Origin of the sequence: Streptomyces albospinus, assembly GCF_014648695.1 — a bacterium.
Lineage (GTDB): Bacteria > Actinomycetota > Actinomycetes > Streptomycetales > Streptomycetaceae > Streptomyces > Streptomyces albospinus.
On record NZ_BMRP01000031.1, the window covers coordinates 46,298 to 71,844 of the forward strand.

A 25,547-nucleotide genomic window follows, 5' to 3' on the forward strand; every position below is an offset into this window, starting at 1 on the left:
GTCAGGCAGCGTACGTCGGCCGCGCGGGACGGGCCGCGGGCACCGGCGGCAGCGGGTAGTCCTTGAGCGTGATCGCACGGGCGCCGCGCTGAACGTCCTCGGCGACCTTCCGCGCGACCCAGTCCTTCCACGGCATGTGCGGCAGCATCCGCAGCATCAGATGCCGGAGCCGGATCTGCCACCAGGTCATCGGTGTCATCTCGCGGGCGAACTTCTCCGCGAGCGCGTGATTGACCGCGACATAGCCGCGCATCTCCGCTTCGTAGCGCGCGAACGCACCCGCCGGGTCGCCGTCGGCCGCCGCGAGCTCCCCGGCCAGTACATACGCGCCGACCAGCGCCATCCCCGTGCCCTGCCCGGAGGCGGGCGAGGCGCAGTGCGCGGCGTCGCCGAGCAGTACGACCGGACCGCGGGACCAGCGGTCCATCTGGACGAGATGCAGGCCGTCGAAGTAGAAGTCGTCGGCCTCGCGGGCCGCTTCGAGCAGCCGGGGGATCCGCCAGCCGTCGCCCGCGAACGCGCCGTCCAGCAGGTCGAGCTGGCGCCCGGTGTCCCGGTGGTCGTACTCCAGCAGCGGGGAGCGGAAGCCGAGCAGGCCCTTGGCGCCCGGCTCGCCGGCCGAGTGGTAGACGCAGGTCAGCTTGCCGGGCAGGGCGTGGTACAACTCCTCCCGATCCAGGCCGAGTTCGTTCTCCATGGAGAAGGCCGAGAGGTACCCGCCGAGGTGCCGCAGGAAGCGCGCCTCGGGGCCGAAGGCCAGCCGCCGGACGGTGGAGTGCAGCCCGTCCGCGCCCACGACCAGGTCGAAGCGGCGGGTGGCGCCCCGCTCGAAGGTGACCTCGACGCCGTGCTCCCCGGTGCCCGTGAGCGGCGTCAGGGACGTGATCGAGTCGCCGAAGAGGTAGTCGACGTCCGCCCGGGTGCGCTCGTAGAGGATCTGCGTCAGCTTGCCGCGCATGATCTCGTCGTCGCGGTCGACGCGGGCGCCGAAGATGTCGGCGGGGAGGGTGGCGATCCGCTTGCCGCTGCCGTTCACGTAGGCACCGGTCTGCATGTCCGTACTGGAGCGCTGGATGTCCTCCAGGATCCCCATCCGTTCGGCGACCTCGATGGCCGCGCCCCGGATGTCGACCTTGTAGCCGCCGGTCCGCAGTTCGGGGGCGCGCTCCACGACGGTGACCGCGAAGCCGTAGCGGTGCAGCCAGTAGGCGAGCGCGGGGCCGGCGATGCCGGCGCCGGAGATCAGCACGGTCCGAACGGGCCGAACGGCCGGAGTGGAGGGAACGGCCGGAGTGGAAGGAACGGGCTGAACGGAGTGAACGGGCAGAACAGTCTGAACGGGCTTTGGGGTGGGGGGCGTTGCGTCGGTGCCGGGCATGGCGGGGTTCCCTTCGGGGCGGTGGTGCTCCTGGCCGGGTGGCTTGCGCAGCACGACTGTACAAGCGTCTAAGACGATTGTCTATGACGGATGTATGGATCCGGTGGGACCGCGCAGCGCATCTGCCGACGCCCGATGCGCCGGCGAAGCTGGAATTTCGTGTAGGGCTGACCAGCAGCGACGCGAGCGCGAGCGGGTGCGGCGGCATCGGTTGATCGTCCGGGCGGCGCGCGAGCTCGCCGAGCCCCAGGGCTGGGGCGCGGTCAGCGCCCGCCGGCTGGCCGAGCGGGTCGAGTGCAGCCAGTCGGTGCTCTTCGGTCACTTCACGGGCAAGGGGGAGATCGTCAACGCCGTGGCGCTGGAGGGCTTCGCCGAGCTGGCACGGGCCACTCGCGCCGTGCGCGCGGAGGTCGCGGGTTCACCGGACCCGCGCCGAAGTGAGCAGCGGTGAGCAAGCAGTGAGCAGCAGTGAGCAGCCGAAGGAGGAAGGAGTAAGGGGGAGGAGGCAGGAGTAAGCAGGAGTAGGCAGGAGTGGGCAGGACGAAGCAGAAGCGGGCAACGGGGCCGCCGCTACCCTCGCCCCAGCACCACCGTCCCCGACGAGCAGAACCAGCCGCCTGTCCCGGAGGCCACCGCGAGCTGCGGCAGACAGCCGCCGGGTTTCCGTACCTGGCGGTCCGGGCCGGCCTCGCCGCGGAGCTGGCGTACCGCCTCGACCAGCAGGAACAGTCCGCGCATCCCCGGGTGGCAGGCGGCCAGCCCGCCGCCGTCGGTGTTCACCGGTAGTTCGCCGTCCCGCAGCAGCCTCCCCTTCTCGACGAACGCCCCGCCCTCCCCCTTGGCGCAGAACCCCAGGTCCTCCAGGGTCACCAGGGTCATATAGGTGAAGGCGTCGTAGATCTCGGCGAGGTCGATCTCCGAGGGGCGGACGCCGGCGCGCTCGAAGGCCAGCCGGCCGGAGACGGCAGCCGGGGAGACGGTGAAGTCGTCCCACTCCGACATGGTGGTGTGCGAGACGGAGGTGCCCGAACCGAGCACCCAGACCGGGGGCTTGGCCAGGTCGGGCACGTAGTCCTCGGCGACCAGCAGCACCGCGCAGCCGCCGTCCGAGCGGATGCAGCAGTGCAGCTTGGTGAACGGGTCGGCGATCATCGGGCCGGAGAGCACCTCGTCGACGGTGATCGGCGCGCGGTACATGGCGCCGGGGTTCGTCGCCGCGTTGGCCCGTGCCTGGACGGCTATCTGAGCCAGCTGTTCCAGGGTGGTCCCGTACTGGTGCATATGGCGGCGGGCGGCCATCGCGTACTTGGCGATCAGGGTGTGCCCGTAGGGGACCTCGAACTGGAGCGGGCCGCGGGCGCCGAAGGAGAGGTTGGCGGTGCGGCGCCGCGCCTTGATGTCGGCGCGGGCGGTGGAACCGTAGGCCAGCAGCACGGCGTCGGCCCGGCCGGCGGCGATCGCGTCGGCGGCATGCGCGGCCATCACTTCCCAGGTCGAGCCGCCGACCGCGGTGGAGTCCACCCAGGTGGGGTGCAGGCCCAGATATTCCGCGACCTCGATGGGCGCGAGCGTGCCGAGCCCCGCCGAGGCGAAGCCGTCGATCACCGACCGGTCGAGGCCGGAGTCGGCGAGCGCCCGGCGGGCGGCCTGGGCGTGCAGGGCGTACGGGGTGGCTTCGTCCACGCGCCCGCAGTCGGACAGGGCGACTCCGGCGACGGCGACCTTGCGGTTCCGGGAAAGGGTCCCTGAAGTCATAATCTGACGCTACATCAGATGTGGAGGAGTGGGCAGGGCGCGCTCCTGGGGAGCGGGCGTGGGCGGTCGGGAAAGTCCGCCCGGCACTGGGAAACTGCGGCACCCATCCCTACTATGACGCTCCGTCAGATATGCGGGATCGCGTCAGAGCACGTCGGGTCGCGTCAGAGCACGTCGGATCACGTCAGAGCACGTCACACCAAGCCGGATCACGTCACATCACGCCAGATCACATCAGTTCATGCCGGACCGCGCATGCCGCGCAGCCGCGCCCCGCACGCCCGCGCCCCGCATGCCCGCAATCCGTCATGACCGGAAGCCGGGCCCGTCCGCCCGACCGGGCGGGCGGTGCCGCACGGCCGGGAGGAGCCCGCCGATGGATGCCGCGTTCACCGAGGAGCAGGAAGAGATCCGCCGTACGCTGCGCGAACTGCTGCACAAACGCTGCGGTCCGGACGAGGTCAAGGCGGCGGTACGCACCCCGGAGGGCCATGACGCGGCGCTGTGGCGGCAGCTCGCCCAGCAGCTCGGGCTGCCCGGCCTGGCCCTGCCCGCCGCGTACGGCGGGGTCGGCTGCGGGCCCACCGAACTCGCCCTGGCCTGCGAGGAAACCGGCCGCGTGGTACTCCCCTCGCCGCTGATCGCCACCGCCGTGCTGGCCGCCCCGCTGATCCTGGCGCTCGGCAGCGCACGCCAGCGCGCCGAGCTGCTGCCGGCCCTCGCCTCCGGGGAGTTGACCGCCACCCTCGCCGTACCGGGCGGGCAGCTGGCGACCGCGCTGGCGCTGACCGGGTCCAACGACGGCGACTGGGCGGGCGGCGGCCGGGCCGGGGGGATCCAGGCGCGGTTGCCGCAGGAGCTGCCGCCGACGGGCGGTGGCGCGGGCTGGCGGCTCTACGGGGAGGCCGGTCAGGTCCTCGACGGGCACACCGCCGACGTGCTGGTGATCGCCGCGCACACGGGCGGGTTCGCGCGCAGCCGCACCCGGCTCTTCGTCGTACGGGCGCAGGGGCGGGACGGGGCCGGGACGCCCGGTCTGCTGCGGACCCGGCAGACCGCGATGGACGAGACCCGGCCGCAGGCGCGGGTCCAACTCCGCGATGTGCCCGCCGAGTTGCTGGGAGAGGGCGAGGCGGGGCGGGAGGGGTGCGGGGTGGCCGCGGCGCTGGCCGCCACCGGGGCCTCGGCGGCTGCGGCACTGGCCGCCGAGGCGGTCGGCGCGGCCGATGCGGCGCTGGCCCGCACGGTCGGCTACGTACAGGAGCGCACCCAGTTCGGCCGGCCCATCGGCTCCTTCCAGGCCGTGCAGCACCGGCTCGCGGACCTGTACGTGGCGGTGCAGGCGGCGCGTTCGGCGGCGTACTACGCGGCCTGGGCGGCGGGCGGCGGGCGGACCGGGGAGGCCGACGGGCCCGGGGTGGGCGCGCTGGCGCTCGCCCAGGCGCTGGAGGCGCTGCGCGCGGTGGCGGCCGAGGCGGTGCAGTTGCACGGCGGGATCGGCTTCACCTGGGAGCACGACGCGCACCTCTACTTCAAGCGGGCGGCCTGCGACGAGCTGCTGCTCGGGCCGGTGCACCGGCTGCGGGCCCGGGCCGCCGAACAGGTCGGCCTGTTCGCGGAGGCGGACGGGGCGCCTCGTGCGGGGCGAGCGGCGGTCGGCGCCTGATGCCCCACGGGGAGCGGCTGGTGCAGAAGGTCTCCGCGACCCGTACGTTCGCGCGGATCGCGCCACACGTCATTCCCGCGCTGGACCGCGCCGTGCACCGGCTGACCCGCGGGAAGGTGCTGCTCAGCGCCCGGATGCTGCCCGGTGTGATCCTGACCGCGACCGGGGCCAGGAGCGGGCAGCCACGGCGCACCCCGCTGGCCTGCCTGCCGCAGGACGACGGCGGCTGGCTGCTGATCGGCAGCAACTTCGGACGGCCGGGGCATCCGGCCTGGACCGGAAACCTCCTCAAGAACCCGGAGGCGGAGGTGAGTTGGCGGGGGCGGGACATTCCCGTACGGGCCAGGCTGCTCACGGGGGAGGAGCGGGCGCGGGCCTGGCGGGCGGCACGGGACTTCTGGCCGCCGTACGCCGCCTATCAGGCGCGGGTGGAGCGGGAGATCCGGCTGTTCCGGCTGGACCGGCGCTGACCTGTCCGGGGGCGCGGCGGGTCTCCGTACACGCGCAGCGGGTGCCGTACGGACCCCGGAGGGGTGGCCGGCACCCGCTGTGTGCGCGATACAGCTATGGCAGGACGGACTCAGGACGGAGGGCGAACTGTCCCGGGAACACCGGGACATCGAGGCAGGCGAGCTCTCGACGCGACCGGTTCGATCCGGTATCCGGTGATCCCGGTTATTTGGTCGGCTTCTTGCCGGTGACACCGAAGTGCACCAGCAGGGCCAGATTCGGCTTGAGTTCAGCCTGCTTGACGCCCCAGCTCTGGAAGCCCTTCTGGTGTCCGGCGACCGCCGCCAGCATCGCGACGATCGATCCGGCCATGGCCGCAGGGCTGACGTCCTTGTCGACCTTGCCCTTGTTCTGGAGCTCCTGGATGGAGTCCGTAAGGGAGTTGGTGACCGCGTTGAGGATCTTCATGCGGATCTTGTAGAAGCGCTTGTCGCCCTCGGCCGCGCCCAGATCGACGACGCGCAGAATCGCGTCGTGCTTGCGCCAGAAGGAGAGGAAGCCTTCGACCAGTTCCTCCGCCGCCTGCCAGCCGGACTTGCCCACCCAGGAGCGTTCGGCGACCAGATCGGTCAGACTTGCGCCTTCTTTGGCCATCTCCTCGGCGATTTCGAGGACGGCGCCTTCCACATCCGGGAAGTACTGATAGAACGTTGCGGGTGAAGTGCCCGCTTTGCGGGCCACATCGATGACTTTGACGTCCCGATAGGGGGACGAACTGAGCATTTCGCTGAGGCAGTCGAGAAGCTTTTGCCGCGTCGCCTGTCCGCGGCGGCCGGCAACTCTGCCGTCGACGGTTCGAACTTGTCCTGTCATGCCGTCAGCTTACCGAGGGGTGATCGGAGCGCGATTTGGCTGCCTGCAAATGGGGACGGGGGAGTTCAGGGCTTCCGATCCTCGTTGCCGCCTGGATAACGGGCCTGATCGCGGCCCGGACCGGCGGGGCACCCATTGGTCCGATCCAGTGAATGGTGTTATCAACAGGCTGTGGACAACTTTGGTGGACAAGGCTTGCGTCGAGGCGGCAAGTGCACACCGGAGGTTGCCCGTTGATGATCCGCGACCCTTGCGAGGGCGGCGTCCGTCGCGCGGCGGTCGCGCATGAATCGCCCCTGTGTTCGAATTCTGGCCGCGCGGGACGCCTACCGCACGGCTAGCTTGGACGGAGGCGGGACGGCGCTGCGGCAATCCGTGCGCCACGCGCGGTGTCCTGCCCCCGAAATCGCCCTGCGCGGCGCAGAATTGACCCGCCGGCATCGACCCGCCGGCGCGCAGGGGCGGAATGCGGGGGATGGGATGCGGAGCGGTACGGGCGGGATGCCTGGCGTCAGAGGGTGGCGAAGGGTGTGGTTTCGGCCACCGGTGGCCGGTCGCCGGGCCGGCCGTCCCGTGCGCGCCCGACGGGTGTGTGAGCGCTTTTTATCCGGTTCCCGGTGCGGAATCCATCCGTCCGGATGGGGTGACGGGCGGGAGGAATTCCGCCGACGCCCCCTCGGGGCGGCGCGCAACTCGCCGGTAACCCCTCGGTAACCGCCCGTCCAAGGACGTATCGGAGCACGTCAGGCGGGGGTGGAATACGCCGGGTAATGGCCTTGTTGCGTATTGCAGGGGGTGATTCGTGACACGGCCGACAGGCCCCGGGTTCGCAACCGTCGGCCCGGCCAGGAAGAATCAGGGTGCGTACGGCCGTTTCGACACTCCTTGCCGCAGGCGGGGAGACGCTGCACGGGGCAGTGGCTCTCGGCGGCTCGTGACTATTGAGAGTCTCTTTTACGCCCCACGGGGAGGTGGCAGGCAAGTGGTGGAGCAGCTGACGCAGCTGACGCAGCACGATCCCCGGCGGATCGGCCCGTTCGAGGTCCTCGGCCGTCTCGGGGCCGGCGGCATGGGGCTGGTCTATCTGGCGCGGTCGGCGTCCGGCCGGCGGGTGGCGATCAAGACGGTCCGCACCGAACTCGCCGAGGACCAGCTGTTCCGGGTCCGGTTCACCCGCGAGGTCGAGGCGGCCCGCGCCGTCAGCGGCTTCTACACCGCGGCGGTGGTCGACGCCGACCCCAGGGCGGCCGTGCCCTGGCTGGCGACGGCGTATGTCCCCGCGCCCTCCCTGGAGGAAATAGTCAATGAATGCGGGCCGCTGCCGGCCCAGGCGGTGCGCTGGCTGGCCGCCGGGATCGCGGAGGCGCTCCAGTCGATCCACGGCGCCGGGCTGGTGCACCGCGATCTGAAGCCGTCGAACGTCCTGGTGGTCGAGGACGGCCCGCGGGTGATCGACTTCGGTATCGCCTCCGGGGTGTCCAACACCCGGCTGACGATGACCAACGTGGCCGTGGGCACCCCGGCGTACATGTCGCCCGAGCAGGCCCGCGACTCCCGCAGCGTCACGGGCGCCAGCGATGTCTTCTCGCTCGGCTCCACGCTGGTCTTCGCCGCCACCGGGCACGCCCCGTTCCACGGCGCCAACCCCGTCGAGACGGTCTTCATGCTGCTCCGGGAGGGCCCCGACCTGGCCGGGCTGCCGGATGAGCTCCGGCCGCTGATGGAGTCCTGTATGCAGATGGAGGCGGCCCACCGGCCGTCCCCGGCCGACCTCCAGTCCCAGTTGGCGCCGCATCTCTTCGGCTCTGGCAGCGACGACAGCGGCACGGCGTCGGCCTGGCTGCCGCCCGGTGCCGTGGCGCTCATAGAGCAGCGGCGCGGCGGCGGTCGCGGCGCCGTCCCGCAGTCCACCCCCCGCGGCGCCGGCCGCCAGCAGTCCGCGCCGCCTCCGCCGCAGGCCCCCGCCCCGCAGCAGCCGGTGGCGCCCCAGCGGCCGGAGAACCCGCCGGCCGTGGCAGCCGAGTACGGCAGCCCCCGGATCGGCGCCGGCCCCGGTGCGCACCGCGGCGCCGACCCCCGTGGCGCGGCCCCGGTGCCGCAGCCCGTGGGCCCGGAGGCCGCGGCGGTGGACCTCGCCCCCGCCGGCGGTCCCGTGCGGCTCGGCGGTTCGCATGCCCCGATAGGGCCGGGGCCGCGCGCGGGGGAGGCCCCGCCGCAGCGCGCCCAGGCCGGTGCCGCGACGAACTGGGTCCGGCCGCCCGGCGGCGCTCCGGCGGCGGCCGGTGTGCCGCAGCAGGGCGCGGGCGTGCCCAACGGCGCGGCGGGTGACGGGATCCAGGCTGCCCAGGGTGCTGCGCCCGCCCCGGTCGCCGCGCCCGAGGCGCCGCAGGCCGAGCCGGGCCGCTGGCGCCCGTGGCGGTTCCGGATGTCGAACGACGTCTGGGGCACCCCCGTGGTCGCCGGCGACCTGCTCTACGTCACCTCCTTCGAGGTGCACGCACTCGATGTGGCCAGCGGGCGGCGGAAGTTCAAGACCCGCGATGTCGCGTGGGCGATGGCGGTCGCGGACGGCCGGATCCACGCCTCGGACGGCCCGACCCTCTACGCCCTCGACGCCGTCGACGGCACCGAGCGCTGGCGGCTGAGCACCGAGGGCTGGGTCTACGCCCTCACGGCCGGCCGCGGCACCGTCGTCACCGGCACCCGGGGCGGCGGCGTCCAGGCGTGGGAGGCCGCCAGCGGCGAGCTGCTGTGGGAGATCGGCGGCGTCCAGACGGACTTCGAGTCCGCCGAGGCCGGGCCGGTGCTGCACGACGGCACGGTCTTCGTATGGGCCGACGCGCGGCTGAAGGCGCTGGAGCTGCGTACGGGCGTCGAGCGCTGGTCGTATCCGGTGGGCGACGCGGCGTCCTGCGGCGGTGTGCCGGTGCGGCTGCTGCCCGCGCCGGACGGTGTGGTCTATGTGGTCGCCGGGACGCGGGTGCTGGCGATCGACATCGCCCGCGGCGATGTGCGCTGGCACTTCGAGGCGCCCGCGGTCTTCGTGAGCCCGCCCTCCTTCGCGCCCGGCCCGGCCGTCACCGGCGGCGGCATCTACCTCGCCGACTATCTCGGCACGGTCTACGCCCTCGACGCGGCGGACGGCCGGGACCGCTGGCGGATCGCCACCGAGGCCCGCCAGTCCACCGAACCGGTGCTGGTCGCGCACGGCGCCGTCCACCTGGGCAGCGGCAAGGCGCTCTACACCCTCGACGCGGTGACCGGCACCCCGCGCTGGCGTTTCCAGGCGGGCGCCGAGGTGGTGGGCTCACCCGTCGTCGCGGAGGGCCGGGTGCACTTCGGGTCGGCCGACCACTGCCTGTACACCCTCGATGCGATGGGCGGTCAGCTGCGCTGGAAACTGGCGACCGGTGGTGAGATCACCGGCTCGCCGGTGGCGGTCGGCGGGGTCGTCTATGCGTGCAGCAAGGACCGCTGCGTCTATGCGCTGGACGCCGCCAAGGGGACGGGCCTGGCGCGCCGGTCGTAGTCCGGGCGGGGGCCCGGTCCCGGGCCCCGGCGCTCTACGCCCCGTTGTCCGGGGGCTGTTGGGGACCCGGCCCCGGCGGGCCGGGCTGCCCGTGCGCTCCGGGATACCGCTGCTCCTTGCCCCATTCCACGGGACGGGTGGGCGGCTGCCGGTGGTTCGGCCGGGTCGGTGGCTGCGGGTGCTGCCGGGTCGGTGGCGGCGGCGCCGACCAGGGGGCCGGGGGAGTGTCGTCGTCCGCCCGGTAGATGCTGTGGGTGTCCCCGATGTACGGTTCCGGGTCCCAGCTCTCGGGGGGCGGATAGGGCTCGCGGTCGTCGTAGCGTTCGAGCACCCGGCGCGGGCGCCCGCGCATGACCAGGGCGCCCAGGATCAGCAGCGCGCCGCCCCCGAGGGCGTTGGCCGCGCCCACGCCCATTCCGTGGGTGCCGGCGGTCAGCTCGCCCGCGGTCTGCCCCTGGCGGACCATCCACAGGATCGTGAAGCCCAGTACGACCAGGCCCGCGACGGTGATGACCAGGCGCGAGCGCAGCACCACGCCGACCAGGGTCAGCAGCCCGGCGAACACCATGGGAAGCACCAGCGACCCGAACAGCGTGGCGCTGTTGTCGGTGATGCCGTTGAAGAGGTCCTCGATCCGCACGTCACTGCCGTGACGGCCGTCGTACCAGGGACGGAAGGGGCTCCAGACGGCGGCCGTCGCTCCGATGAGGGCGATCAGACATCCGAGAACGTTGCGCACCACCGGTCGTCGCCTCGCTTCGGCTCGTCCTGCTCGTCCTCCGTGACCGACGCTACGCCTGCCCGTCGGTGCCCGCTAGACAAGCAGGGCCACCTGCGCCGGTTCGTACAAATGGGCCCGGCGCGGGCCGTCCACGGCTCTTGCTAATGTGCCGTGCACGCGTCAACCCTGGGGGTGGCGTCGTTTCGGATGGATCTACGGGGGATGGGCAGACGTCATGCAGCAATGCGCACGCACGGGTACGGCCGCCACGGTCGGCGGCGGGGGCACCCGTAGGGGAATCAGGGCGGCGGTCGCGGCCGGGCTGACGGTGGCGTCGCTCGCCACGGTCAGCGGCTGCGCGTTCCCCCAGCCCAAGGTGGACTTCCCGACGAACTTCCCGTCCCCCTCGTCCTCCACCGGCTACAACCCGTACAACCCGACGCCCTCGTCGTCGTACACGCCGTCCTACACCTACTCGCCGTCGCCCACCGAGGAGACCTTCGACCCGGACGGTCGCAGCGACGTGCGCGGCAGCGGCTGCGACTTCTCGGATTCGCTGCACCAGTTCACCTACACGGTCTCGATCACCAACCCGTCCAGGACGACCACGTTCTCCTACGACATGGCCGTCAACTGGATGAAGGCGAAGCCGGCGGACGGCACCGCCTACGGGCTGCACCAGCGCAGCGTCGTGGTGGCGCCGGGCGCGACCGAGACCTACACCGCCCAGTACTCCCTGCCCGCCAACAACTACCAGCGGTTCTGGTTCACCTGCCAGATCACCCGGGCGCACAAGACCAAGATGTAGCCGCGGGGCGTCCGTCATCTGACGGGCGGCGGCTGCGCGTTGCGCGCGCGGCCGGCGAAGAGTTCCGCCTGGCGGTCCGGCGGCAGATTGCCCAGCGCGATCAGCTGCGGGGCATGCGCCAGCGCCTGCGCGCGGGCCGCCTCCTTGGCCGCCCACAGGGCCCGTACGGTGCCCTGGACGGCGTCGGTGGGCTGGGCGGCGAGCACCGCGGCGCTGCGCAGCGCCGCTTCCGCCGCGCCGCCGGGCGGGGTCAGCTCGGAGACCAGCCCGATCTCGTACGCGCGCCGGGCGCCGAGCCGCTCCGCCGTGCCCATCAGGGACAGTCGGGCGATCTCCCCGAAGGGCATCCGCTGGGCCATGTAGATGGCCTCGTAGGCGCTGACCATCCCGTAGGTGGTGTGCGGGTCGAAGAAGGTGGAGTTCTCGGAGGCGACGATGAACTCCGCCTCGCCCAGGAGGTAGAAGGCGCCGCCGCAGGCCATCCCGTCGACCGCGGCGACGACCGGTTTCCACAGGTCGTTCGCCTTGGGGCCGATACGGATCAGGGGGTCGTCGAGGGAGTACGGGGAGGCCGGCTGGGGCACGTCCGCGGAGCGGTCGATGCCGGTGCAGAAGGCCCGGCCGCCGGCGCCGGTGACCACCGCCGCCCGTACGGTGTCGTCGCGGCGGAACTCCCGCCAGACGGCGGCGAGTTCGTCGGCGGTGGCGAGGTCGACGGCGTTGTGCCGCGCGGGCCGGTCCAGGGTGACCAGGGCGACCCCGCCGTCGATCTCGGTACGGACCCCGGGGGCCGTCATGGCCGCTCCAGGAGCCAGCGGGGCACGGTCACCCCGCCGGGCAGGGTGTGGAAGGCGACCTTCACCGGGGCGCCGATGCGCAGCCGGGCGGGGTCCACGGAGTTGAGGGCGCCGTCGGGTGTCGCGACGAGATTGCCGACGAGGCGGATGCGCGGTGCCTCCGCCAGCTCCACGATGATCGCGTTGTACGGCGCCTGGGCGGCGTACGCGGGCAGCAGCGGCGGGTGCGGCACCACGTACGACCAGATCCGGCCGCGCCCGCTCATCCGCTGCCAGTGGGCGGCGAAGGACTGGCAGTGCGGGCAGCAGGGGCGGGGCGGAAAGCGCGGTTCGTCGCAGTCGGAGCAGGTCTGGACGCGGAGTTCGCCGCGCGCGGCGTAGTCCCAGAACGGTGCGCCGTCGTCGTCGGGCACGGGAAGCAGCAGGTCGGCGGCGGTGTCCGGACGATTGTCAGTGGCGGGTGGCAGGCTTGTAGTCATGGAATCACGGACAGTGACGGAAGAGTGGGTGGGTGCCGGCTCGGGTGCGCTCATCGCGTATCAACTCCTCAGCAGCAGGGCGGAGGTGGGCACGCCCTCGCCCGCGGTGACCAGGCAGGTGGCGGCGTCCGGGACCTGTGCGGTGCTGGTGCCGCGCAGCTGCCGGACGCCTTCGGTGATGAGGTTGAAGCCGTGGACGTATGCCTCGGAGAGGCCGCCGCCGCCGGTGTTGAGGGGGAGCCGGCCGCCGGTCTCCAGGGCGCCGCCCTCGGTGAAAGCCGCGCCCTCGCCGCGTCCGCAGAAGCCGTATCCCTCCAGCGAGAGGGGGATCAGGGGGGTGAACGCGTCATAGATCTGTGCCACGTCGACGTCCTGCGGGCCGAGGTCGGCGCCTTTCCAGAGGTGCCGGGCGGCGGTCCAGGCGGGGCCGGTGAGCGGGTCGTCGTTCCAGTAGTTGACCATGCCGTGGTGCTGGGCGGGCAGGCCCTGCGCGGCGGCGTGGACGTAGACGGGCGGGCGGCGGCAGTCGCGGGCGCGCTCGGCTGCGACCACGACGCAGGCCAGCGCCCCGTCCGTCTCCAGGCAGTTGTCGAAGAGGCAGAGCGGTTCGCTGATCCAGCGGGCGGTCATGTACATCTCGCGGGTCAGCGGGCGGTCGTACATGATCGCGGCCGGGTTCTGGTTGGCGCGGTTGCGGCAGGCGAGGGCGACGTTGAAGAAGTGGTCGCGGGTGGCGCCGTATTCGTGCATATAGCGCCGGGCCAGCATGCCGATCTCGTCGGCGGGGCGGAGCAGTCCGAAGGGGCGGGTCCACTGCCCGGGGGTGGGCAGCTGGACGCGGGTGTTCTTCCAGGGGCGCGGTCCCGAACCGCGTTTGCGGGACCGCCAGGCGACGCCGACGCCCGCCTGTCCGGTGGCGATGGCGGCGGCCAGGTGCGCCACCGTCGCGCAGGAACCGCCGCCGCCGTAGCCGACCTTGGAGAAGTGGGTGACGTCGCCGGCGCCGATGGACTTGGCGATCTCGACCTCGTCGGTCTCCTCCATGGTGTAGGAGGCGAAGGCGTCGACCTCCGAAGGGGCGATGCCGGCGTCGTCCAGCGCCGCGGTGATCGCCCGGCAGGCCAAGGTCTTTTCGGATTCGGGGAGTTGTCTGGCAAAGGGAGTCTGTCCGATACCGACTATCGCCGTAGCGTCCTTGAGGGTCGCCCCCATCGCCACCTCCGTGGTCGGTCGTCCGTGGTCGGTCGTCCGTGCTGACAGCGGAGGAGGCTACCGCTAATCTGACGGACAGTCAGCTAGTGCGTTACGGCTCTTTGCAGGGAGGGAGCGCGATGCGCGAGGACCTGGATGCGCGAGCGGACCTGGAGTACGGCTCCCTGGCCCGGCTGGTGCGCACGGCCGCCGAGCGGTACGGCCCACGGGAGGCCGTCGTCGAGGGCCGCACCCGGCTGTCGTACGCCGAGCTGGGCGAGCGGGTGGAGCGGGCCGCGGCGGCCTGTATCGCGGCCGGTGTCGCACCCGGCGACCGGGTCGCCGTCTGGGCGCCCAACACCCTCGACTGGATCGTCTCCGCCCTCGGGGCGGTGACCGCCGGCGCCGTCCTGGTGCCCGTCAACACCCGCTTCAAGGGCACCGAGGCCGCCTACGTCCTGCGCCGCACCCGCGCCAAGATCCTCTTCATCACGGGCACCTTCCTCGGCACCTCGTACGTCGCCTCGCTGCGCCGCGCCGCCGGGGAGGGCCCCGGCCGAGGCCCGCTGCCCGGACTGCCGCGGCTCGAACGGGTCGTGGTCCTCGCGGACGACGCCCCCGCCGACTTCACCACCTGGCGGGACTTCCTCGCCGCCGGCCGGGCGGTGCCCGCCGGCACGGTCCGCACCAGAGCCGACGCGCTCCGCGCCGACGCCCCCTCGGACATCGTCTTCACGTCCGGGACCACCGGCCACCCCAAGGGCGCCGTGATCACCCACGCCCAGACCCTGCGCGCGTACGACGTCTGGAGCGAACTGGCCGGCCTCCAGGAGGGCGACCGCTATCTCATCGTCAACCCGTTCTTCCACACCTTCGGCTACAAGGCCGGCATCATCGCCTGCCTGCTGCGCGGCGCGACGATGATCCCGCAGCCGGTCTTCGGCGTGGAGACCGCGCTCGCCAACATCGCCGCCGAGCGGATCTCCGTGCTCCCCGGCCCGCCCACCCTCCACCGGCAGCTCCTGGACCACCCGGACCGGGCGCTGCACGACCTCACCGCGCTGCGCCTCGTCGTCACCGGCGCCGCCGTCGTTCCCCTGGAGCTGGTCGAACGGCTGCGCAGCGAGCTGAAGATCGCCACCGTACTGACCGCCTACGGCCTGTCGGAGAGCTCGGGCGTGGTCACGATGTGCCGCCGCGGCGACCCGCCCGAGGTCATCGCCGCGACGTCCGGTCGCGCCCTGCCGGACACCGAGGTCCGGGTCGTCGACGCCACGGGCCGCGCGATGCCTCCCGGCCGGCCCGGCGAGGTCCTGGTCCGCGGCTACCACGTCATGTCCGGTTATTTCGAGGACCCGGCCGCCACCGCCCGCGCGATCACCCCCGACGGCTGGCTGCGCACCGGAGACGTCGGCGTCCTCGACGCGGACGGCAACCTGCGGATCACCGACCGCATCAAGGACATGTTCATCGTCGGCGGCTTCAACGCCTACCCCGCCGAGATAGAGCAACTCCTCGCCCGCCACCCGGACATCGCCGAGGTCGCCGTCATCGGCATACCGGACCCCCGCCTCGGCGAGGTCGGCAAGGCGTATGCGGTCCGCCACCCCGGCTCCTCGCTCACCGCCGACGACCTGATCGCCTGGTCGCGCCGCGAGATGGCCAACTACAAGGTGCCGAGGGAGGTGGACTTCGTCGCCGAGCTGCCCCGCAACGCCAGCGGCAAGGTCGTCAAGACGCGGCTGCGGAGGCGGAGTTAGGGCCTGATCCGCCGGCGCCGGGGGATGCGCCGGCAGGCCGCTTCCGCATCCGGGGCGCGGCCGGTCACTGCCCGATCCGGCCGTCGGCCACCCCGGTCGCCTCCGCCAGGGCCCGCATCCGGTCCGCGAAGCCGCCGTCCACCGCGCCGAACCACACCCCGAGGTCCTCGGCCCCGGCCGCCTCCCAGTCCGCGACCTCGGCGGTGACCTCGGCGAGCGTACGGTCCGGGCCGTCCCAGGCGATCCGGGTCCCGGCCGCGACCCGGGGCGCGCCCGCGGCGGACCGGCCGGCCGTCGACTCGCCTGCGAACCACCGCCGCCGCTCGGCGAATTCGCCCGGGGTCAACCCGACCCCCTGCCAGTAGCCGCCGAACTCCGCCGCGCGCCGCAGCGCCGCATCCGAGTTCCCGCCGATCAGGAACGGCACCGGCTCCTCCGGTACCGGCTCGAACACCGCGCGCTCGTCGAACGACACCAGCCCGTCGTCGTACGGCCCGCCCGCCCCCGTGTGCAGCCGCCGCACCAGCCGCAGCGCGCGGTCCGTCCGCGCGCCCCGGGTGCCGAAGCCGACCCCGGCCGCCGCGAACTCGTACCGCTGCCAGCCGACGCCGACGCCGAGCACGAACCGGCCGCCGCTCAGCCGGGCCAGCGTCGCCGACTGCCGGGCGAGCAGCAGCGGTTCGCGCAGCGGGGCGATCAGCACCGACGTCCCGAGCGTGATCCGCTCGGTCACCGCCGCGAGGTACGCCAGCGCCGCCAGCGGCTCGTACACCCCGCCGTACGACTGCGGGGGCGCCCCGTACGGCCCCGGCGGCAGCAGATGATCCGGCAGCCAGACGCCCGCGTACCCCAGCTCCTCGGCCTGCCGCGCGAGCCCGGCCAGTTCCCGCACCGCCATAGCGGCGGACTCGGAGGGCAGTACGACGTGCAGGCGCATCCGGTCCTGCGGCCCGGCGTGCGGCGCGGACTGGTTCGGTGGGGACTGGCGCGGGGTGGACTGGTTCTCCTGCTGCTGGTGCGTGGCGGCGTCGCCCATGGGGGCCTCCCGTTCCCGAAGCATCGGTTCGACGCCCCCCTTCTAAGCCCTCACACCGGTGTGAGAGTCAAGGGCCGGGAGCACGGGGACGCCGGGTGCACGAGGACGTCGGGAGCTCGGGCACATCGGGAACTCGGGGACGCCGGGTGCACGGGCACGCCGGGTGCATGGGCACGAGGCGGCACCGCCCCCTGACCGCCCGCCGCGCGGCCGGTCCCGCGCCGCCGGCCCCCCGGGAGCCGCGTCTCCCTCTCCCCTCAGGACGACCGGGGCGTCCAGTCAGGGCGTCCAGTCAGGGCGCCGACCGCTGAGCGCCACCACCCGGTCCAGCAGCGGCGCGCCCTGTGCGACCGGGACCGGGTACCCGAAGATCGTGCCGCGCCCGGGGTCGTCGGCGGAGGCCGCGAGCAGTGCGTACGAGACGTCGAGGGCGGGCCCGTCCGGCGCGTACTCCTGGCCGGTGGCGCGCGCCAGGTCCCAGCCGTGCACGACCAGTTCGTCGAGTGCGAACCGGCCGACGACCGCGGCCGGCAGGGTCACCCCGCCCACCTGGGTCTCGCCCTCCCAGGCCTCCGGGGCGCGCCACGCGGCCACCAGCTCGCCGAGCCGGCGCTCCAGCGTCTCCCGCCAGCCGGTCTCCACATCCGGCAGGCCCGCGTCCGGGGGAGTACTGGTCGTCGGCCCCAGGTCCTTGCGGGCGGCGTCCCGGAACGCCGCGGTCAGCCCCACCAGATGGCCCAGCAGGTGCCGTACCGCGTACTCCTCGCAGGGGGTGGGCGCAGCCAGCTGCCCCTCCGCCGTGTTCTCCGCGAGCCGGGCCACCACTCGGGCCTGCGCCGCAAAGTCGATCATCTCGCTCGCTTCGGTCGTCTCGCTCGTCTCGGTCTTGGTCCGGGATCCTCCCGTCTCACCGGGCTGCCCCGTGCGGGTGGCCTCGCCAGTGAAGACTCCCGCCGCCGGCAGAACTCATCGTCGCGCCGCCGGCGGCCCGAAACCGCCCGCCCCGGCGCTACGCCGGCGCCCCGTACCGTTCCCCCCGTACCGCTCCCGCAGCGCCGCCTTCAGCACCTTGCCCAGCGGCCCGCCGCGCGGCAGCGTTTCGATGATCTCCAGCTGTTCCGGCAGCTTCTGCGTCATCAGTCCGGCCGCCCGCAGATGCGCGGTGAGCGCCGCGAGAGTGAGCCCCGGCGTGCCGTTGCCGTCCGCCGCCTCGGCGAGTGTGACCACCGCGCACACCCGCTCCCCCCGCTCCCGGTCCGGCAGCCCGATCACCGCCGCCTCCGCGACCGCCGGATGCGTGTGCACCAGGTCCTCGACCTCCTGCGCGGAGATGTTCTCGCCCTTCCTGATGATGATGTCCTTGAGCCGCCCGGTCAGCACCAGGTGCCCGTCCGCGCGCAGATACCCCAGGTCACCGGTGCGGAAGCGGCCCTCGGCGTCGAACGCCTCGGCCGTCAGCGCCGGATCCGTGTACCGCCGGAACACCACCGTCCCGGCGACCGTCACCTCGCCCGCCTCGCCGGTCGGGGCCTCGCTCCCGTCCGCCCGTACGATCCGCACCCGCGCGCCCGCCACCGGCCGGCCCACCGTGTGCGCCAGCTGCTCGTCGCTGTCGTACGGCGTCCCCATCGCGATCATCGGGCACTCCGTCATCCCGTACCCGTGGACGATCGCGCACCCCAACTCCCGCCCGGCCTCCCGGTACAGCTCCGGTGGCAGCGGCGCCCCGCCACCGGAGAGCAGCCGCAGCGACGGAATCAGCCGCCCGGCGTCCGGTGCGGTCGCCCGCCGGCGCCGCGACGCGTCGTGGAACGCCTGGTAGAACGCGGTACTCCCGCCCGCCATGGTCACCCCGTGCCGCCGGTAGACCCCGGCCGCCCGCTCCGCCTCGAACGTGTCGAGCACCACCGCGGGGAACCCGCTGACCAGCATCGCGATGACGTAATCCGGCCCGGCGATGTGCGCGTACGGGAAGGCGATCGAGCCGACGTCGTCCGCCGACATCCCCAACGCGGTCGCGAGCCCCACGCCGCCGGCGATCAGCGAGGCGTCGGTGTGCTCAACTCCCTTGGGGGCGGCGGTCGTCCCGGAGGTGTAGTAGACCCAGCGCGTGCGCCCGTCCTCTCCTTGCGGGGGCTCCGGCAGCGCGCCCGGATCCCCCACGGGCAGCCCGCCCGCCACCGAGACCACCCGCACCCCGTCCCCGGCCAGCCCACGCACCATCGCGTCGTGGTCGCACCCCCGCCACACCCCCGGTACGAGCACGAACTCCGCCGCCGACTCGGCCAGCACGAACCCGACTTCACGCTCCCGGTGCAGCGGGATCACCGGCGTCTGCACGGCCCCCAGCCGCGCCAGCGCGAGAGATGCGACGACGGTCTCGATTCGCGTAGGCAACTGCCACATCACCCGCGTCCCGGCCCCGATCCCGAGCTCCTGGAACCCGGCCGCGACGCGCAGCGCCTCGTCCCGTACCTCGCCGAAGGTCACGGTCCGCCGCCCGTCACCGTCCCCGTCGCCGTCGAAGAACATCGGCGCGCTCCCGGAGGCCCGCGCCCGGTACTCGACCAGTTCCCAGAGCGTGTGGATACGAGCGGGGTCGAACACGGCGCGCCTCCTGGGGGTGAGTGGGGCGGGGAGTGCGGCGTGACTGTAGCACTGGATCTGACGGAGCGTCAGGGCTGCTGCGTGCGCGGGGCGTTGCGGAAAGGGGAAAGGGCCGGGCGGCTGCCCGGCCCTTCTCCGCGGGCTCGCGATACGGGGCCCGCTCCGCCCTCGTGATCAGGGGATGTGGTTGTCCTGCGGCGACAGCGGGATGTGGTTGTCCTGCGGTGCCATGGGCAAGTGGCTGTCCAGGGGCGCCGCGGCGACCGGTATGTGGTTGTCGGCCATGGCAGGCACCGCGGCGCCGCCGAGTGCGGCCAGCGCCACGGCGGCGACGGCGAGAGACTGCTTCGTGCGGGTCATTCCCAACTCCTTGGTAAACGGGAGGCGTTGCTGTTGAAAACAAATTAGCGGCAACCGCGTGCAGATGTTCGATGCTTGTAGGGGAAAGGCGCTGAATTTCGCGGGATTTCCCGCCGGGCCGAAAACGCCGCAGGGGCCGATTTCAATGGCGTCCCCTCCTCGCCATTGAAACGGCCCCTGCGATCCCCCGAATGCCCCCGTTGGTTCGGACCCCCCTGGTTCGTACCCCCGGTTCGGAACCATCGCGGTTCAGAACCCCCCCGGTTCGGAACCTCGTTGGTTCGGCAGGTGTTACTTGGGCTCGCCGAGAGGCTGGTGGTTGTCCTCTGTGGTGACCCCGGTCGCGGCGACGGGCTGGTGGTTGTCCATCGGCTTGACGACGTCCCGCTCCCCCGGCTTCTTGACCCGCGGCGTGACGTTCGGCCCGATGATGGGCTGGTGGTTGTCCATAGGCCCGATGATGGGCTGGTGGTTGTCCATCGGCGCGATGATGGGCTGGTGGTTGTCCATTGGCCTGATGGTGTCCCGGTCACCCGTGACCGGGGCCTTGTTGTCGGTGCTCACAGAGATCAACTCCTGAATGGGCGCTTGATGCTTGGTCAGCCCGGCCGGCGACTCCCCCGTGGGTCGCCGGACGGGTATGACACGGCCGCTAAAGATAACTGCGCGGCCTGGGCACCGAGCCGCTTGCCCCCCGAGGCGGCGGATCGATGCTGATAAGAGTGGCCCGGCGCGATGAACGATCGATAAACGTCCGCGTTGGCAGTGAACGGCCGAGGTCAGGCCACCGCAGTCGGCGACAGAAGCGCCTGGACCACGCTGCCTTCCGGCGCCCCTGTCCGCTCGAAGGTCGCCAGCGCCTCCTGCCAGCACACGCGCGCGCGGCCGGTGTGCCCGAGTGCGTGCAGGGCCCGGCCCAGGGTGGTCAGGACGGTTGCGCGCCAAGAGTCGCCGCCGATGCCCCGCAACGCGGTCAGCGCCTGTTCGGCGTGGTTGGCCGCGGAGGCCGGGCGGCGGGCGGTGAGGTCTACCTCAGCCAGCCGGAAGTTGGTCATCCCTTCCCAGAAGCGCTGCCGGCTGTCCTTGAAAATGGCCAGAGCCCCGGTCAGTTGCTCGGTCGCCTCCTCCAGCCGCATGGCCTGGGTGTAGGCGAGAGCCAGGGCGTACATGCCGTTGGCCAGCCGGCGCTTGGCACCCAGCTCGCGGTAGATCGCGATGCCCTGCTCCGCCAGCTGGATGGCGCTGTCGACCCGCCCGGTGTCCAGGTGGACACGGGAGAGGTTGCACAGCGCACTGGCCTCGGACTGCCGGTTGTGGTCGTCGTGGAAGGCGTTCAGCGCCTGCCGGAGATATGCCTCGGCGTCGTCGTGGCGGCCCTGGGCGTTGGCGATGATCCCCCGGTCGTTGGGCGCGTACGAGCACGCGAAGGGGTCCTCGGTGGCGAGCCCCAGCAGCATGGCGGACTTGGCGTTCTCATCGGCCTCGTCCAGCCTCCCCGACAGCGTGCGGACATAGGTGAGGGCCAGATGGAAACGCGCCTCGGCGTGCTGGTCCTCGACTTCCCTGGCGGCCTTCAGCAGCGCGGTGCTGGTCTGCTCGTACTGGAGCGCATCGGCACCGGACTCGGCCAGATCCTTGGTGAGCAACAGCAGGTCGGCGGCGCGCCGCAGGGTCGTGCGACTGCTGGACTGCCGTGCGCAGGCGAGCAGGCACCCGGCCTCGCTGAACAGCCACTCCAGCGCCGAAGCGCGGTCCCGGAAGTCCAGCCCCGGGTAGTCGGTGCGCTCCATGTGGTGGATCAGCCGGTCGCCGGGGCGCTCCAGCGCGTACATCCGCGAAGCCGTCACCAGGTAGAAGTCCAGCAGCCGCGACAGCGCCGCGTCCCGCTCCGACGGCGGGTGTTCATCGCGCTCGGCGCAGGCACGGGCGTAGAGGCGCACCAGGTCGTGGTAGCGGTAGCGGCCCGGCGCCGCGGACTCCAGGAGGGAGGTGTCCACGAGGGATTCGAGCAGCTCCTCCGTGGTGTCGGTGTCCAGGTCCAGTACGGCTGCCGCGGCGGACAGCGAGATGTCCGGGCCGTCCGCCAGTCCCAGCAGCCGGAAGGCGCGGGCCTGGGCGGGCTCCAGCTGCTTGTAGCCCAGTTCGAAGGTGGCCTTCACGGCCAGGTCGCCGGCGCGGAGTTCGTCCAGCCGGCGGCGCTCGTCGGCAAGCTTGCGGGCCAGGGTGGAGACCGTCCACGTCCGGCGGGCGGCCAGCCGGGAGGCGGCGACACGGATGGCCAGCGGGAGGAAGCCGCAGGCGCCGACGACCGCCATGGCGGCCTGCCGCTCGGAGGTCACCCGCTCCTCGCCCACGATGCGGGTGAAGAGGGTGAGGGCCTCCTCGGGGCTCATCACGTCGAGGTCGACCAGATGGGCGGAGGCCAGGTCGATCATGCGGGAGCGACTGGTGATCAGCGCCGCGCAGCCCTCCGTCCCGGGCAGGAGGGGACGGACCTGGGCGGCATCCCGGGCGTTGTCGAGGAGGGCGAGGACGCGGCGGCCCGCGAGGGCGGAGCGGTACAGGGCGGCCCGCTCCGCGACGCCGTCGGGGATGACGGAGTCGGGGGTGCCCAGGGCGCGCAGGAAGGAGCCCAGGACGGCCTCCGGCTCGGAGGGGGTGTGCCCGGCCCCCTGGAGGTCGACGTAGAGCTGGCCGTCGGGGAAGTGGTCGCGGGCGGCGTGTGCGACATGGACCGCGAGGGTCGTCTTGCCCACACCGCCGATACCGGCGACGGCGGAGACCGCCATGACATTGCCCTCGGCCGTGGCGAGCTGGTCGCTGAGCTCGCGGACGGTGGCGGCCCGTCCCGTGAAGTCGGCCACCGTGGCGGGCAGTTGCTGCGGCCGCACGAACGTGGCCTCCGCGGAGCCCTGTTCACCGGCCGCCGGCGCATCCAGCTCCGTGTCCGCCCGCAGGATCCGCTGGTGGAGGTCGGACAGCGACGCGCAGGGGTCGACGCCCAGTTCGTCCGCGAGCAGCCGCCGGGTGTCGGCGTACACCGCGAGCGCCTCCGCCTGGCGGCCACTTCGGTAGAGGGCCAGCATCAGCAGCTCCCGCAGCCGTTCGCGCAGCGGGTGTGCGGAGGTCAGGGCGGTGAGTTCGGAGACCGCCTCGGCGTGGCAGCCGGCTTCCAGGTCGAGGTCGAGGCGGGTCTCGGTGAGCGAGAGCCGCCATTCCTGGAGGCGGGTGCGCTGGGTCTCGGCGTACGGGCCGGACAGCCCGGCCAGCGGTTCGCCGTCCCACAGGTCCAGTGCGGCGTCGAGGAGTTCACGGGCCCGCCCGCGGTCGCCGGCGGCCTTGGCCTTCTCCGCCTCCGCGGCGAACTGCTCTGCGGTGTCGTGGTCGAGGTCCAGGGGCAGCTCGTCGACGGACCGCAGCGCGTAGCCGCCGGACTCGCTGACCAGCGCGTCGGCGTCCGCGCCCAGGGCCTTGCGGATGCGGGACGCGTACGTGCGCAGTGCGGCGAGCGCGGCGTGCGGCGGCTCGTCGCCCCAGAGGGCGTCGACGAGCTCGGGCGCGGTGGCGGTTCGGCCGCCGCGCAGCAGCAGTGCGGCGAGCAGTGCGCGCTGCTGCGGGGAGCCCGCGGCCAGCGGCGTCCCGCCGCGCCAGGCCCGTACGGGACCGAGCACGGTGAAGCGGAGCCGCTCCCGTACCTGCCCCGGACCGTCGTCCATGGTGTCCCCCTGCCCTGTCCCGTCCATCCGCGCCGTACGCACCCCTACACGGTGCGCAACGGTCAGTCTGCCTTGTCGCGACCATTTCCGTCAGTAGGGGTCCGGAGCGTGCACAAGACCTTCTCGGCCTCCCGGGGCGGGAGTCGGTCCGCCCCGCGCGGGGGCGCGGAACGCCGCCTTCCACCGGCCCTGTTCCGGCCCTTCCCCTGCCCTGTCCGTGGTCACCCCATTGGTGTGCCCATTGGTGTGTGCACGAATGTGCCCCTGGCTGCTGCTGCTCTCCTCCCCGGTCGCCCCCTCGGTCGCCTCTACCCGGGTGGCCGGGCGGCATCCCTGACTGGCTGGTTTGTTTCCCGGGTGGCGCCGCCGTGACGGGTGAGGCGCCCGCGGAACGTCTACCTGCACGCGTCCCGTACTTGGCCGGTTCGTTTCCGCATGCGCGAATTCCGCCGCCTCGTACCCGGCCGGCGACCGCAGCCGTCCCACTTGCTGACGGATCGTCAGATCGGCGCTACGGTACCGCCCATGGAGACCAAGGAGCCCTTCCCTCGGATCATCTCGGTGGACGACCACACCGTGGAGCCCCCCAACGTCTGGCGGGACCGGCTCCCGTCGAAGTACCAGGACACCGGGCCGCGCATCGTCCGCGCGCCCGTGCAGGAAATGACCTTCGCCGGCGGCAGGTTCGCCCCGAAGATGGGCGCGCCCGGAGACGACGGCCCGATAGCCGACTGGTGGGTCTACGAGGACCTGCACCGGCCGCTGACCCGCCTCGACACCGCCGTCGGCCACTCCCGCGACGAGATCAAGCTGGAGGGCATCACCTACGAGCAGATGCGCCCCGGCTCCTTCAGCGTCCCCGAACGGCTCGCCGACATGGACGTCAACCACGTCCAGTCCGCGCTCTGCTTCCCCACCTTCCCCCGCTTCTGCGGCCAGACCTTCACCGAGGCCAAGGACCGCGAACTGGGCCTGCTGGGCGTGCATGCGTACAACGACTGGATGGTGGAGGAGTGGTGCGGCCCGCAGGCCCGCGGCCGGCTGATCCCGCTGACCCTCGTCCCCCTCTGGGACGCGGAACTGGCCGCCGCGGAGGTCCGCCGCAACGCGGCCCGCGGCGTCCGCGCCGTCTGCTTCAGCGAGATCCCGCCCCACCTGGGGCTGCCCAGCATCCACACCGACTACTGGGACCCGTTCCTGCGCGCCTGCGACGAGACCGGCACGGTCGTCGCCATGCACATCGGCTCCTCCTCGAAGATGCCGTCCACGTCTCCCGACGCCCCGCCCGCCGTCGGCTCCACGATCACCTTCGCCAACTGCTGCTTCTCGATGACCGACTGGCTGATGAGCGGCACGTTCGACCGCTTCCCGCACCTGAAGATCATGTACGCCGAGGGCCAGATCGGCTGGATCCCGTACATCCTGGAGCGCGCCGACGTCGTCTGGGAGGAGAACCGCGCCTGGGGCGGCGTCGCCGACAAGGTCCTCCGCCCGCCGTCCGAACTCTTCGCCGACCACGTCCACGGCTGCTTCTTCGACGACGCCTTCGGCCTCAGGAACCTCGACGCCATCGGAGTCGGCAACGTCCTCTACGAGACCGACTACCCGCACTCCGACTCCACCTGGCCCAAGTCCAGGGAGGTCGGCGAATCCCAGATGGGCCACCTGCCGGCAGACGTGGTCGAACGGATCGTGCGCGGCAACGCGATCGAGCTGCTGGGACTCACGGGGGAGGGGCTTTGGGGGCCTTCGGCGGGGCGAGGAGTGGCAACTGCTCCTCAAAGTCCGGGCTGATCGCTACGAAGAGATCGAGGCGTATCTGCTGAAGCACCATCCATGGCAGAACCCGGAAGTCTCTGCCGTGCGGATCGTTGCCGGTGCCGAGGCATATTTGCGCTGGGTGAAGACGACGACGGAGCCGAACTGCATCAGGCTTCCGCCTGGTCCAGGAGTTCGGCCACCACGGGCAACTCACGGTGCGCGCGCAATCGCCGGAGGGTTCGCGCGATGCGTCGGCGTGGCCGCACGGACGCCACTCCGGTCGAGAGTTCCATGGCGCGGCTGGTGACGCTCGTTGCCTGCTCGACCTCTCCGGCGGAAAGGTAGGACTCAGCGAGCCAGGACAGATAACGGCACGCCGTTTGAGCAATTTCGATCCCGGCGTGCCGGTCCCCATCGGTCTTCTGGTACGCGAGGAAGGCAAGGGCGTTTCCGGCAAGGGCGGAATCCCCGGCTTGAACGGCAGCGGTGTAGCTCTCCTCGTACACTCCGCCCTGCTGGGGCACGCGGACGAGCTGCTTGACGCGCGGCGGGTGACGCTGGAGGAAGTGCGTTTTCTCTCAAGGCGGTTGCGCACTGCCTTGCTGGATGTGCACCGCGTAGCCGAGAGCCGGGGGGCGCGGTTGGCCGTGTCCGAACGAC

General features: G+C 72.5%; 20 protein-coding genes and 1 pseudogene. 7 read left to right on the plus strand and 14 right to left on the minus strand.

The features are described from left to right. Nucleotide 1 precedes the first annotated feature (1 nt). Nucleotides 2–1,249 (minus strand): FAD-dependent monooxygenase, encoded by a 1,248-nt coding sequence (locus IEZ17_RS30570; RefSeq protein ID WP_229852812.1) that lies wholly within the window; start codon nucleotides 1,247–1,249, stop codon nucleotides 2–4. Nucleotides 1,250–1,532: 283 nt separating this feature from the next. Between IEZ17_RS30570 and IEZ17_RS30575 the strand changes: the two are divergent. Then, nucleotides 1,533–1,796: pseudogene (locus IEZ17_RS30575) on the plus strand (helix-turn-helix domain-containing protein); the annotation flags it as partial. Nucleotides 1,797–1,948: 152 nt separating this feature from the next. Here IEZ17_RS30575 and IEZ17_RS30580 read toward each other — a convergent pair. Further along, nucleotides 1,949–3,133: a thiolase C-terminal domain-containing protein gene (locus IEZ17_RS30580; RefSeq protein WP_189305804.1), complete on the minus strand. Its 1,185-nt coding sequence runs from the start codon at nucleotides 3,131–3,133 to the stop codon at nucleotides 1,949–1,951. 376 nt (nucleotides 3,134–3,509) lie between these two features. On the opposite strand from IEZ17_RS30580, the gene IEZ17_RS30585 reads away from it, so the two are divergent. Together IEZ17_RS30585 and IEZ17_RS30590 are read left to right on the plus strand one after the other, a co-directional pair. Continuing rightward, nucleotides 3,510–4,799, plus strand: a complete 1,290-nt coding sequence (locus IEZ17_RS30585; protein ID WP_189305806.1) for an acyl-CoA dehydrogenase family protein — start codon at nucleotides 3,510–3,512, stop codon at nucleotides 4,797–4,799. Further along, entirely contained in the window at nucleotides 4,799–5,269 is a 471-nt protein-coding gene (locus IEZ17_RS30590; protein WP_189305808.1) for a nitroreductase family deazaflavin-dependent oxidoreductase, read from the plus strand. Before IEZ17_RS30585 ends, IEZ17_RS30590 begins: the two co-directional genes overlap by 1 nt. A gap of 205 nt (nucleotides 5,270–5,474) precedes the next feature. Here IEZ17_RS30590 and IEZ17_RS30595 read toward each other — a convergent pair whose 3' ends face one another. Next, nucleotides 5,475–6,122: a TetR family transcriptional regulator gene (locus IEZ17_RS30595; RefSeq protein WP_189305810.1), complete on the minus strand. Its 648-nt coding sequence runs from the start codon at nucleotides 6,120–6,122 to the stop codon at nucleotides 5,475–5,477. A 994-nt stretch (nucleotides 6,123–7,116) separates the two neighbouring features. Here IEZ17_RS30595 and afsK point away from each other — a divergent pair. Next, a complete protein-coding gene (afsK, locus tag IEZ17_RS30600; protein ID WP_189305858.1) occupies nucleotides 7,117–9,651 on the plus strand; it encodes a protein serine/threonine kinase AfsK in 2,535 nt (844 codons plus the stop codon). Nucleotides 9,652–9,685: 34 nt separating this feature from the next. Here afsK and IEZ17_RS30605 read toward each other — a convergent pair whose 3' ends face one another. Then, on the minus strand, nucleotides 9,686–10,393 hold the full coding sequence (locus tag IEZ17_RS30605) for a hypothetical protein (protein WP_229852813.1): 708 nt from the start codon (nucleotides 10,391–10,393) through the stop codon (nucleotides 9,686–9,688). A 214-nt stretch (nucleotides 10,394–10,607) separates the two neighbouring features. Between IEZ17_RS30605 and IEZ17_RS30610 the strand changes: the two genes are divergently transcribed. Then, nucleotides 10,608–11,180, plus strand: coding sequence for a hypothetical protein (locus IEZ17_RS30610; protein WP_189305812.1), 573 nt, complete (start codon nucleotides 10,608–10,610; stop codon nucleotides 11,178–11,180). A gap of 14 nt (nucleotides 11,181–11,194) precedes the next feature. Here the strand turns inward: IEZ17_RS30610 and IEZ17_RS30615 are convergent, their stop codons facing one another. The 3 genes from IEZ17_RS30615 to IEZ17_RS30625 are packed head-to-tail and all read right to left on the minus strand — an operon-like array spanning nucleotide 11,195 to nucleotide 13,668. Further along, on the minus strand, nucleotides 11,195–11,977 hold the full coding sequence (locus IEZ17_RS30615) for an enoyl-CoA hydratase/isomerase family protein (protein WP_189305814.1): 783 nt from the start codon (nucleotides 11,975–11,977) through the stop codon (nucleotides 11,195–11,197). Continuing rightward, nucleotides 11,974–12,456, minus strand: a complete 483-nt coding sequence (locus IEZ17_RS30620) for a Zn-ribbon domain-containing OB-fold protein (protein ID WP_189305816.1) — start codon at nucleotides 12,454–12,456, stop codon at nucleotides 11,974–11,976. Before IEZ17_RS30620 ends, IEZ17_RS30615 begins: the two co-directional genes overlap by 4 nt. A gap of 60 nt (nucleotides 12,457–12,516) precedes the next feature. Continuing rightward, nucleotides 12,517–13,668, minus strand: coding sequence for a lipid-transfer protein (locus IEZ17_RS30625; RefSeq protein WP_189305818.1), 1,152 nt, complete (start codon nucleotides 13,666–13,668; stop codon nucleotides 12,517–12,519). 119 nt (nucleotides 13,669–13,787) lie between these two features. On the opposite strand from IEZ17_RS30625, the gene IEZ17_RS30630 reads away from it, so the two are divergent. Next, on the plus strand, nucleotides 13,788–15,407 hold the full coding sequence (locus IEZ17_RS30630) for a FadD3 family acyl-CoA ligase (protein ID WP_189305821.1): 1,620 nt from the start codon (nucleotides 13,788–13,790) through the stop codon (nucleotides 15,405–15,407). Nucleotides 15,408–15,471: 64 nt separating this feature from the next. Here IEZ17_RS30630 and IEZ17_RS30635 read toward each other — a convergent pair whose 3' ends face one another. The 6 genes from IEZ17_RS30635 to afsR form a co-directional block, all read right to left on the minus strand. Next, the gene (locus tag IEZ17_RS30635; protein ID WP_229852814.1) at nucleotides 15,472–16,443 is read right to left on the minus strand and encodes a TIGR03619 family F420-dependent LLM class oxidoreductase; all 972 of its coding nucleotides are present in this window, start codon (nucleotides 16,441–16,443) and stop codon (nucleotides 15,472–15,474) included. Nucleotides 16,444–16,722: 279 nt separating this feature from the next. Beyond that, entirely contained in the window at nucleotides 16,723–17,295 is a 573-nt protein-coding gene (locus IEZ17_RS30640; RefSeq protein ID WP_189305823.1) for a TIGR03086 family metal-binding protein, read from the minus strand. Between the two features lie 114 nt (nucleotides 17,296–17,409). Beyond that, a complete protein-coding gene (locus IEZ17_RS30645) occupies nucleotides 17,410–19,050 on the minus strand; it encodes a class I adenylate-forming enzyme family protein (RefSeq protein ID WP_189305825.1) in 1,641 nt (546 codons plus the stop codon). Nucleotides 19,051–19,224: 174 nt separating this feature from the next. Continuing rightward, the gene (locus IEZ17_RS30650; RefSeq protein WP_189305827.1) at nucleotides 19,225–19,410 is read right to left on the minus strand and encodes a hypothetical protein; all 186 of its coding nucleotides are present in this window, start codon (nucleotides 19,408–19,410) and stop codon (nucleotides 19,225–19,227) included. A gap of 291 nt (nucleotides 19,411–19,701) precedes the next feature. Beyond that, a complete protein-coding gene (locus IEZ17_RS30655; RefSeq protein WP_189305829.1) occupies nucleotides 19,702–19,974 on the minus strand; it encodes a hypothetical protein in 273 nt (90 codons plus the stop codon). Between the two features lie 215 nt (nucleotides 19,975–20,189). Continuing rightward, entirely contained in the window at nucleotides 20,190–23,126 is a 2,937-nt protein-coding gene (gene afsR / locus IEZ17_RS30660) for an SARP-family global regulator AfsR (protein ID WP_189305830.1), read from the minus strand. Nucleotides 23,127–23,651: 525 nt separating this feature from the next. On the opposite strand from afsR, the gene IEZ17_RS30665 reads away from it, so the two are divergent. Then, a complete protein-coding gene (locus IEZ17_RS30665) occupies nucleotides 23,652–24,920 on the plus strand; it encodes an amidohydrolase family protein (RefSeq protein ID WP_189305832.1) in 1,269 nt (422 codons plus the stop codon). A gap of 134 nt (nucleotides 24,921–25,054) precedes the next feature. Here the strand turns inward: IEZ17_RS30665 and IEZ17_RS30675 are convergent, their stop codons facing one another. Beyond that, on the minus strand, nucleotides 25,055–25,393 hold the full coding sequence (locus tag IEZ17_RS30675) for a hypothetical protein (protein WP_189305834.1): 339 nt from the start codon (nucleotides 25,391–25,393) through the stop codon (nucleotides 25,055–25,057). Nucleotides 25,394–25,547: the final 154 nt, after the last annotated feature.

Bases quoted from the DNA above. Each gene is read 5' to 3' on its own strand.
- IEZ17_RS30595 (WP_189305810.1), bottom strand. From the start codon at position 6,122: ATGACAGGACAAGTTCGAACCGTCGACGGCAGAGTTGCCGGCCGCCGC.
- IEZ17_RS30580 (WP_189305804.1), bottom strand. From the start codon at position 3,133: ATGACTTCAGGGACCCTTTCCCGGAACCGCAAGGTCGCCGTCGCCGGA.
- IEZ17_RS30665 (WP_189305832.1), top strand. From the start codon at position 23,652: ATGGAGACCAAGGAGCCCTTCCCTCGGATCATCTCGGTGGACGACCAC.
- IEZ17_RS30640 (WP_189305823.1), bottom strand. From the start codon at position 17,295: ATGATCGACTTTGCGGCGCAGGCCCGAGTGGTGGCCCGGCTCGCGGAG.
- IEZ17_RS30625 (WP_189305818.1), bottom strand. From the start codon at position 13,668: ATGGGGGCGACCCTCAAGGACGCTACGGCGATAGTCGGTATCGGACAG.
- IEZ17_RS30615 (WP_189305814.1), bottom strand. From the start codon at position 11,977: ATGACGGCCCCCGGGGTCCGTACCGAGATCGACGGCGGGGTCGCCCTG.
- IEZ17_RS30610 (WP_189305812.1), top strand. From the start codon at position 10,608: ATGCAGCAATGCGCACGCACGGGTACGGCCGCCACGGTCGGCGGCGGG.
- IEZ17_RS30635 (WP_229852814.1), bottom strand. From the start codon at position 16,443: ATGGGCGACGCCGCCACGCACCAGCAGCAGGAGAACCAGTCCACCCCG.
- IEZ17_RS30620 (WP_189305816.1), bottom strand. From the start codon at position 12,456: ATGACTACAAGCCTGCCACCCGCCACTGACAATCGTCCGGACACCGCC.
- IEZ17_RS30630 (WP_189305821.1), top strand. From the start codon at position 13,788: ATGCGCGAGGACCTGGATGCGCGAGCGGACCTGGAGTACGGCTCCCTG.
- afsR (WP_189305830.1), bottom strand. From the start codon at position 23,126: ATGGACGACGGTCCGGGGCAGGTACGGGAGCGGCTCCGCTTCACCGTG.
- IEZ17_RS30590 (WP_189305808.1), top strand. From the start codon at position 4,799: ATGCCCCACGGGGAGCGGCTGGTGCAGAAGGTCTCCGCGACCCGTACG.
- IEZ17_RS30585 (WP_189305806.1), top strand. From the start codon at position 3,510: ATGGATGCCGCGTTCACCGAGGAGCAGGAAGAGATCCGCCGTACGCTG.
- IEZ17_RS30650 (WP_189305827.1), bottom strand. From the start codon at position 19,410: ATGACCCGCACGAAGCAGTCTCTCGCCGTCGCCGCCGTGGCGCTGGCC.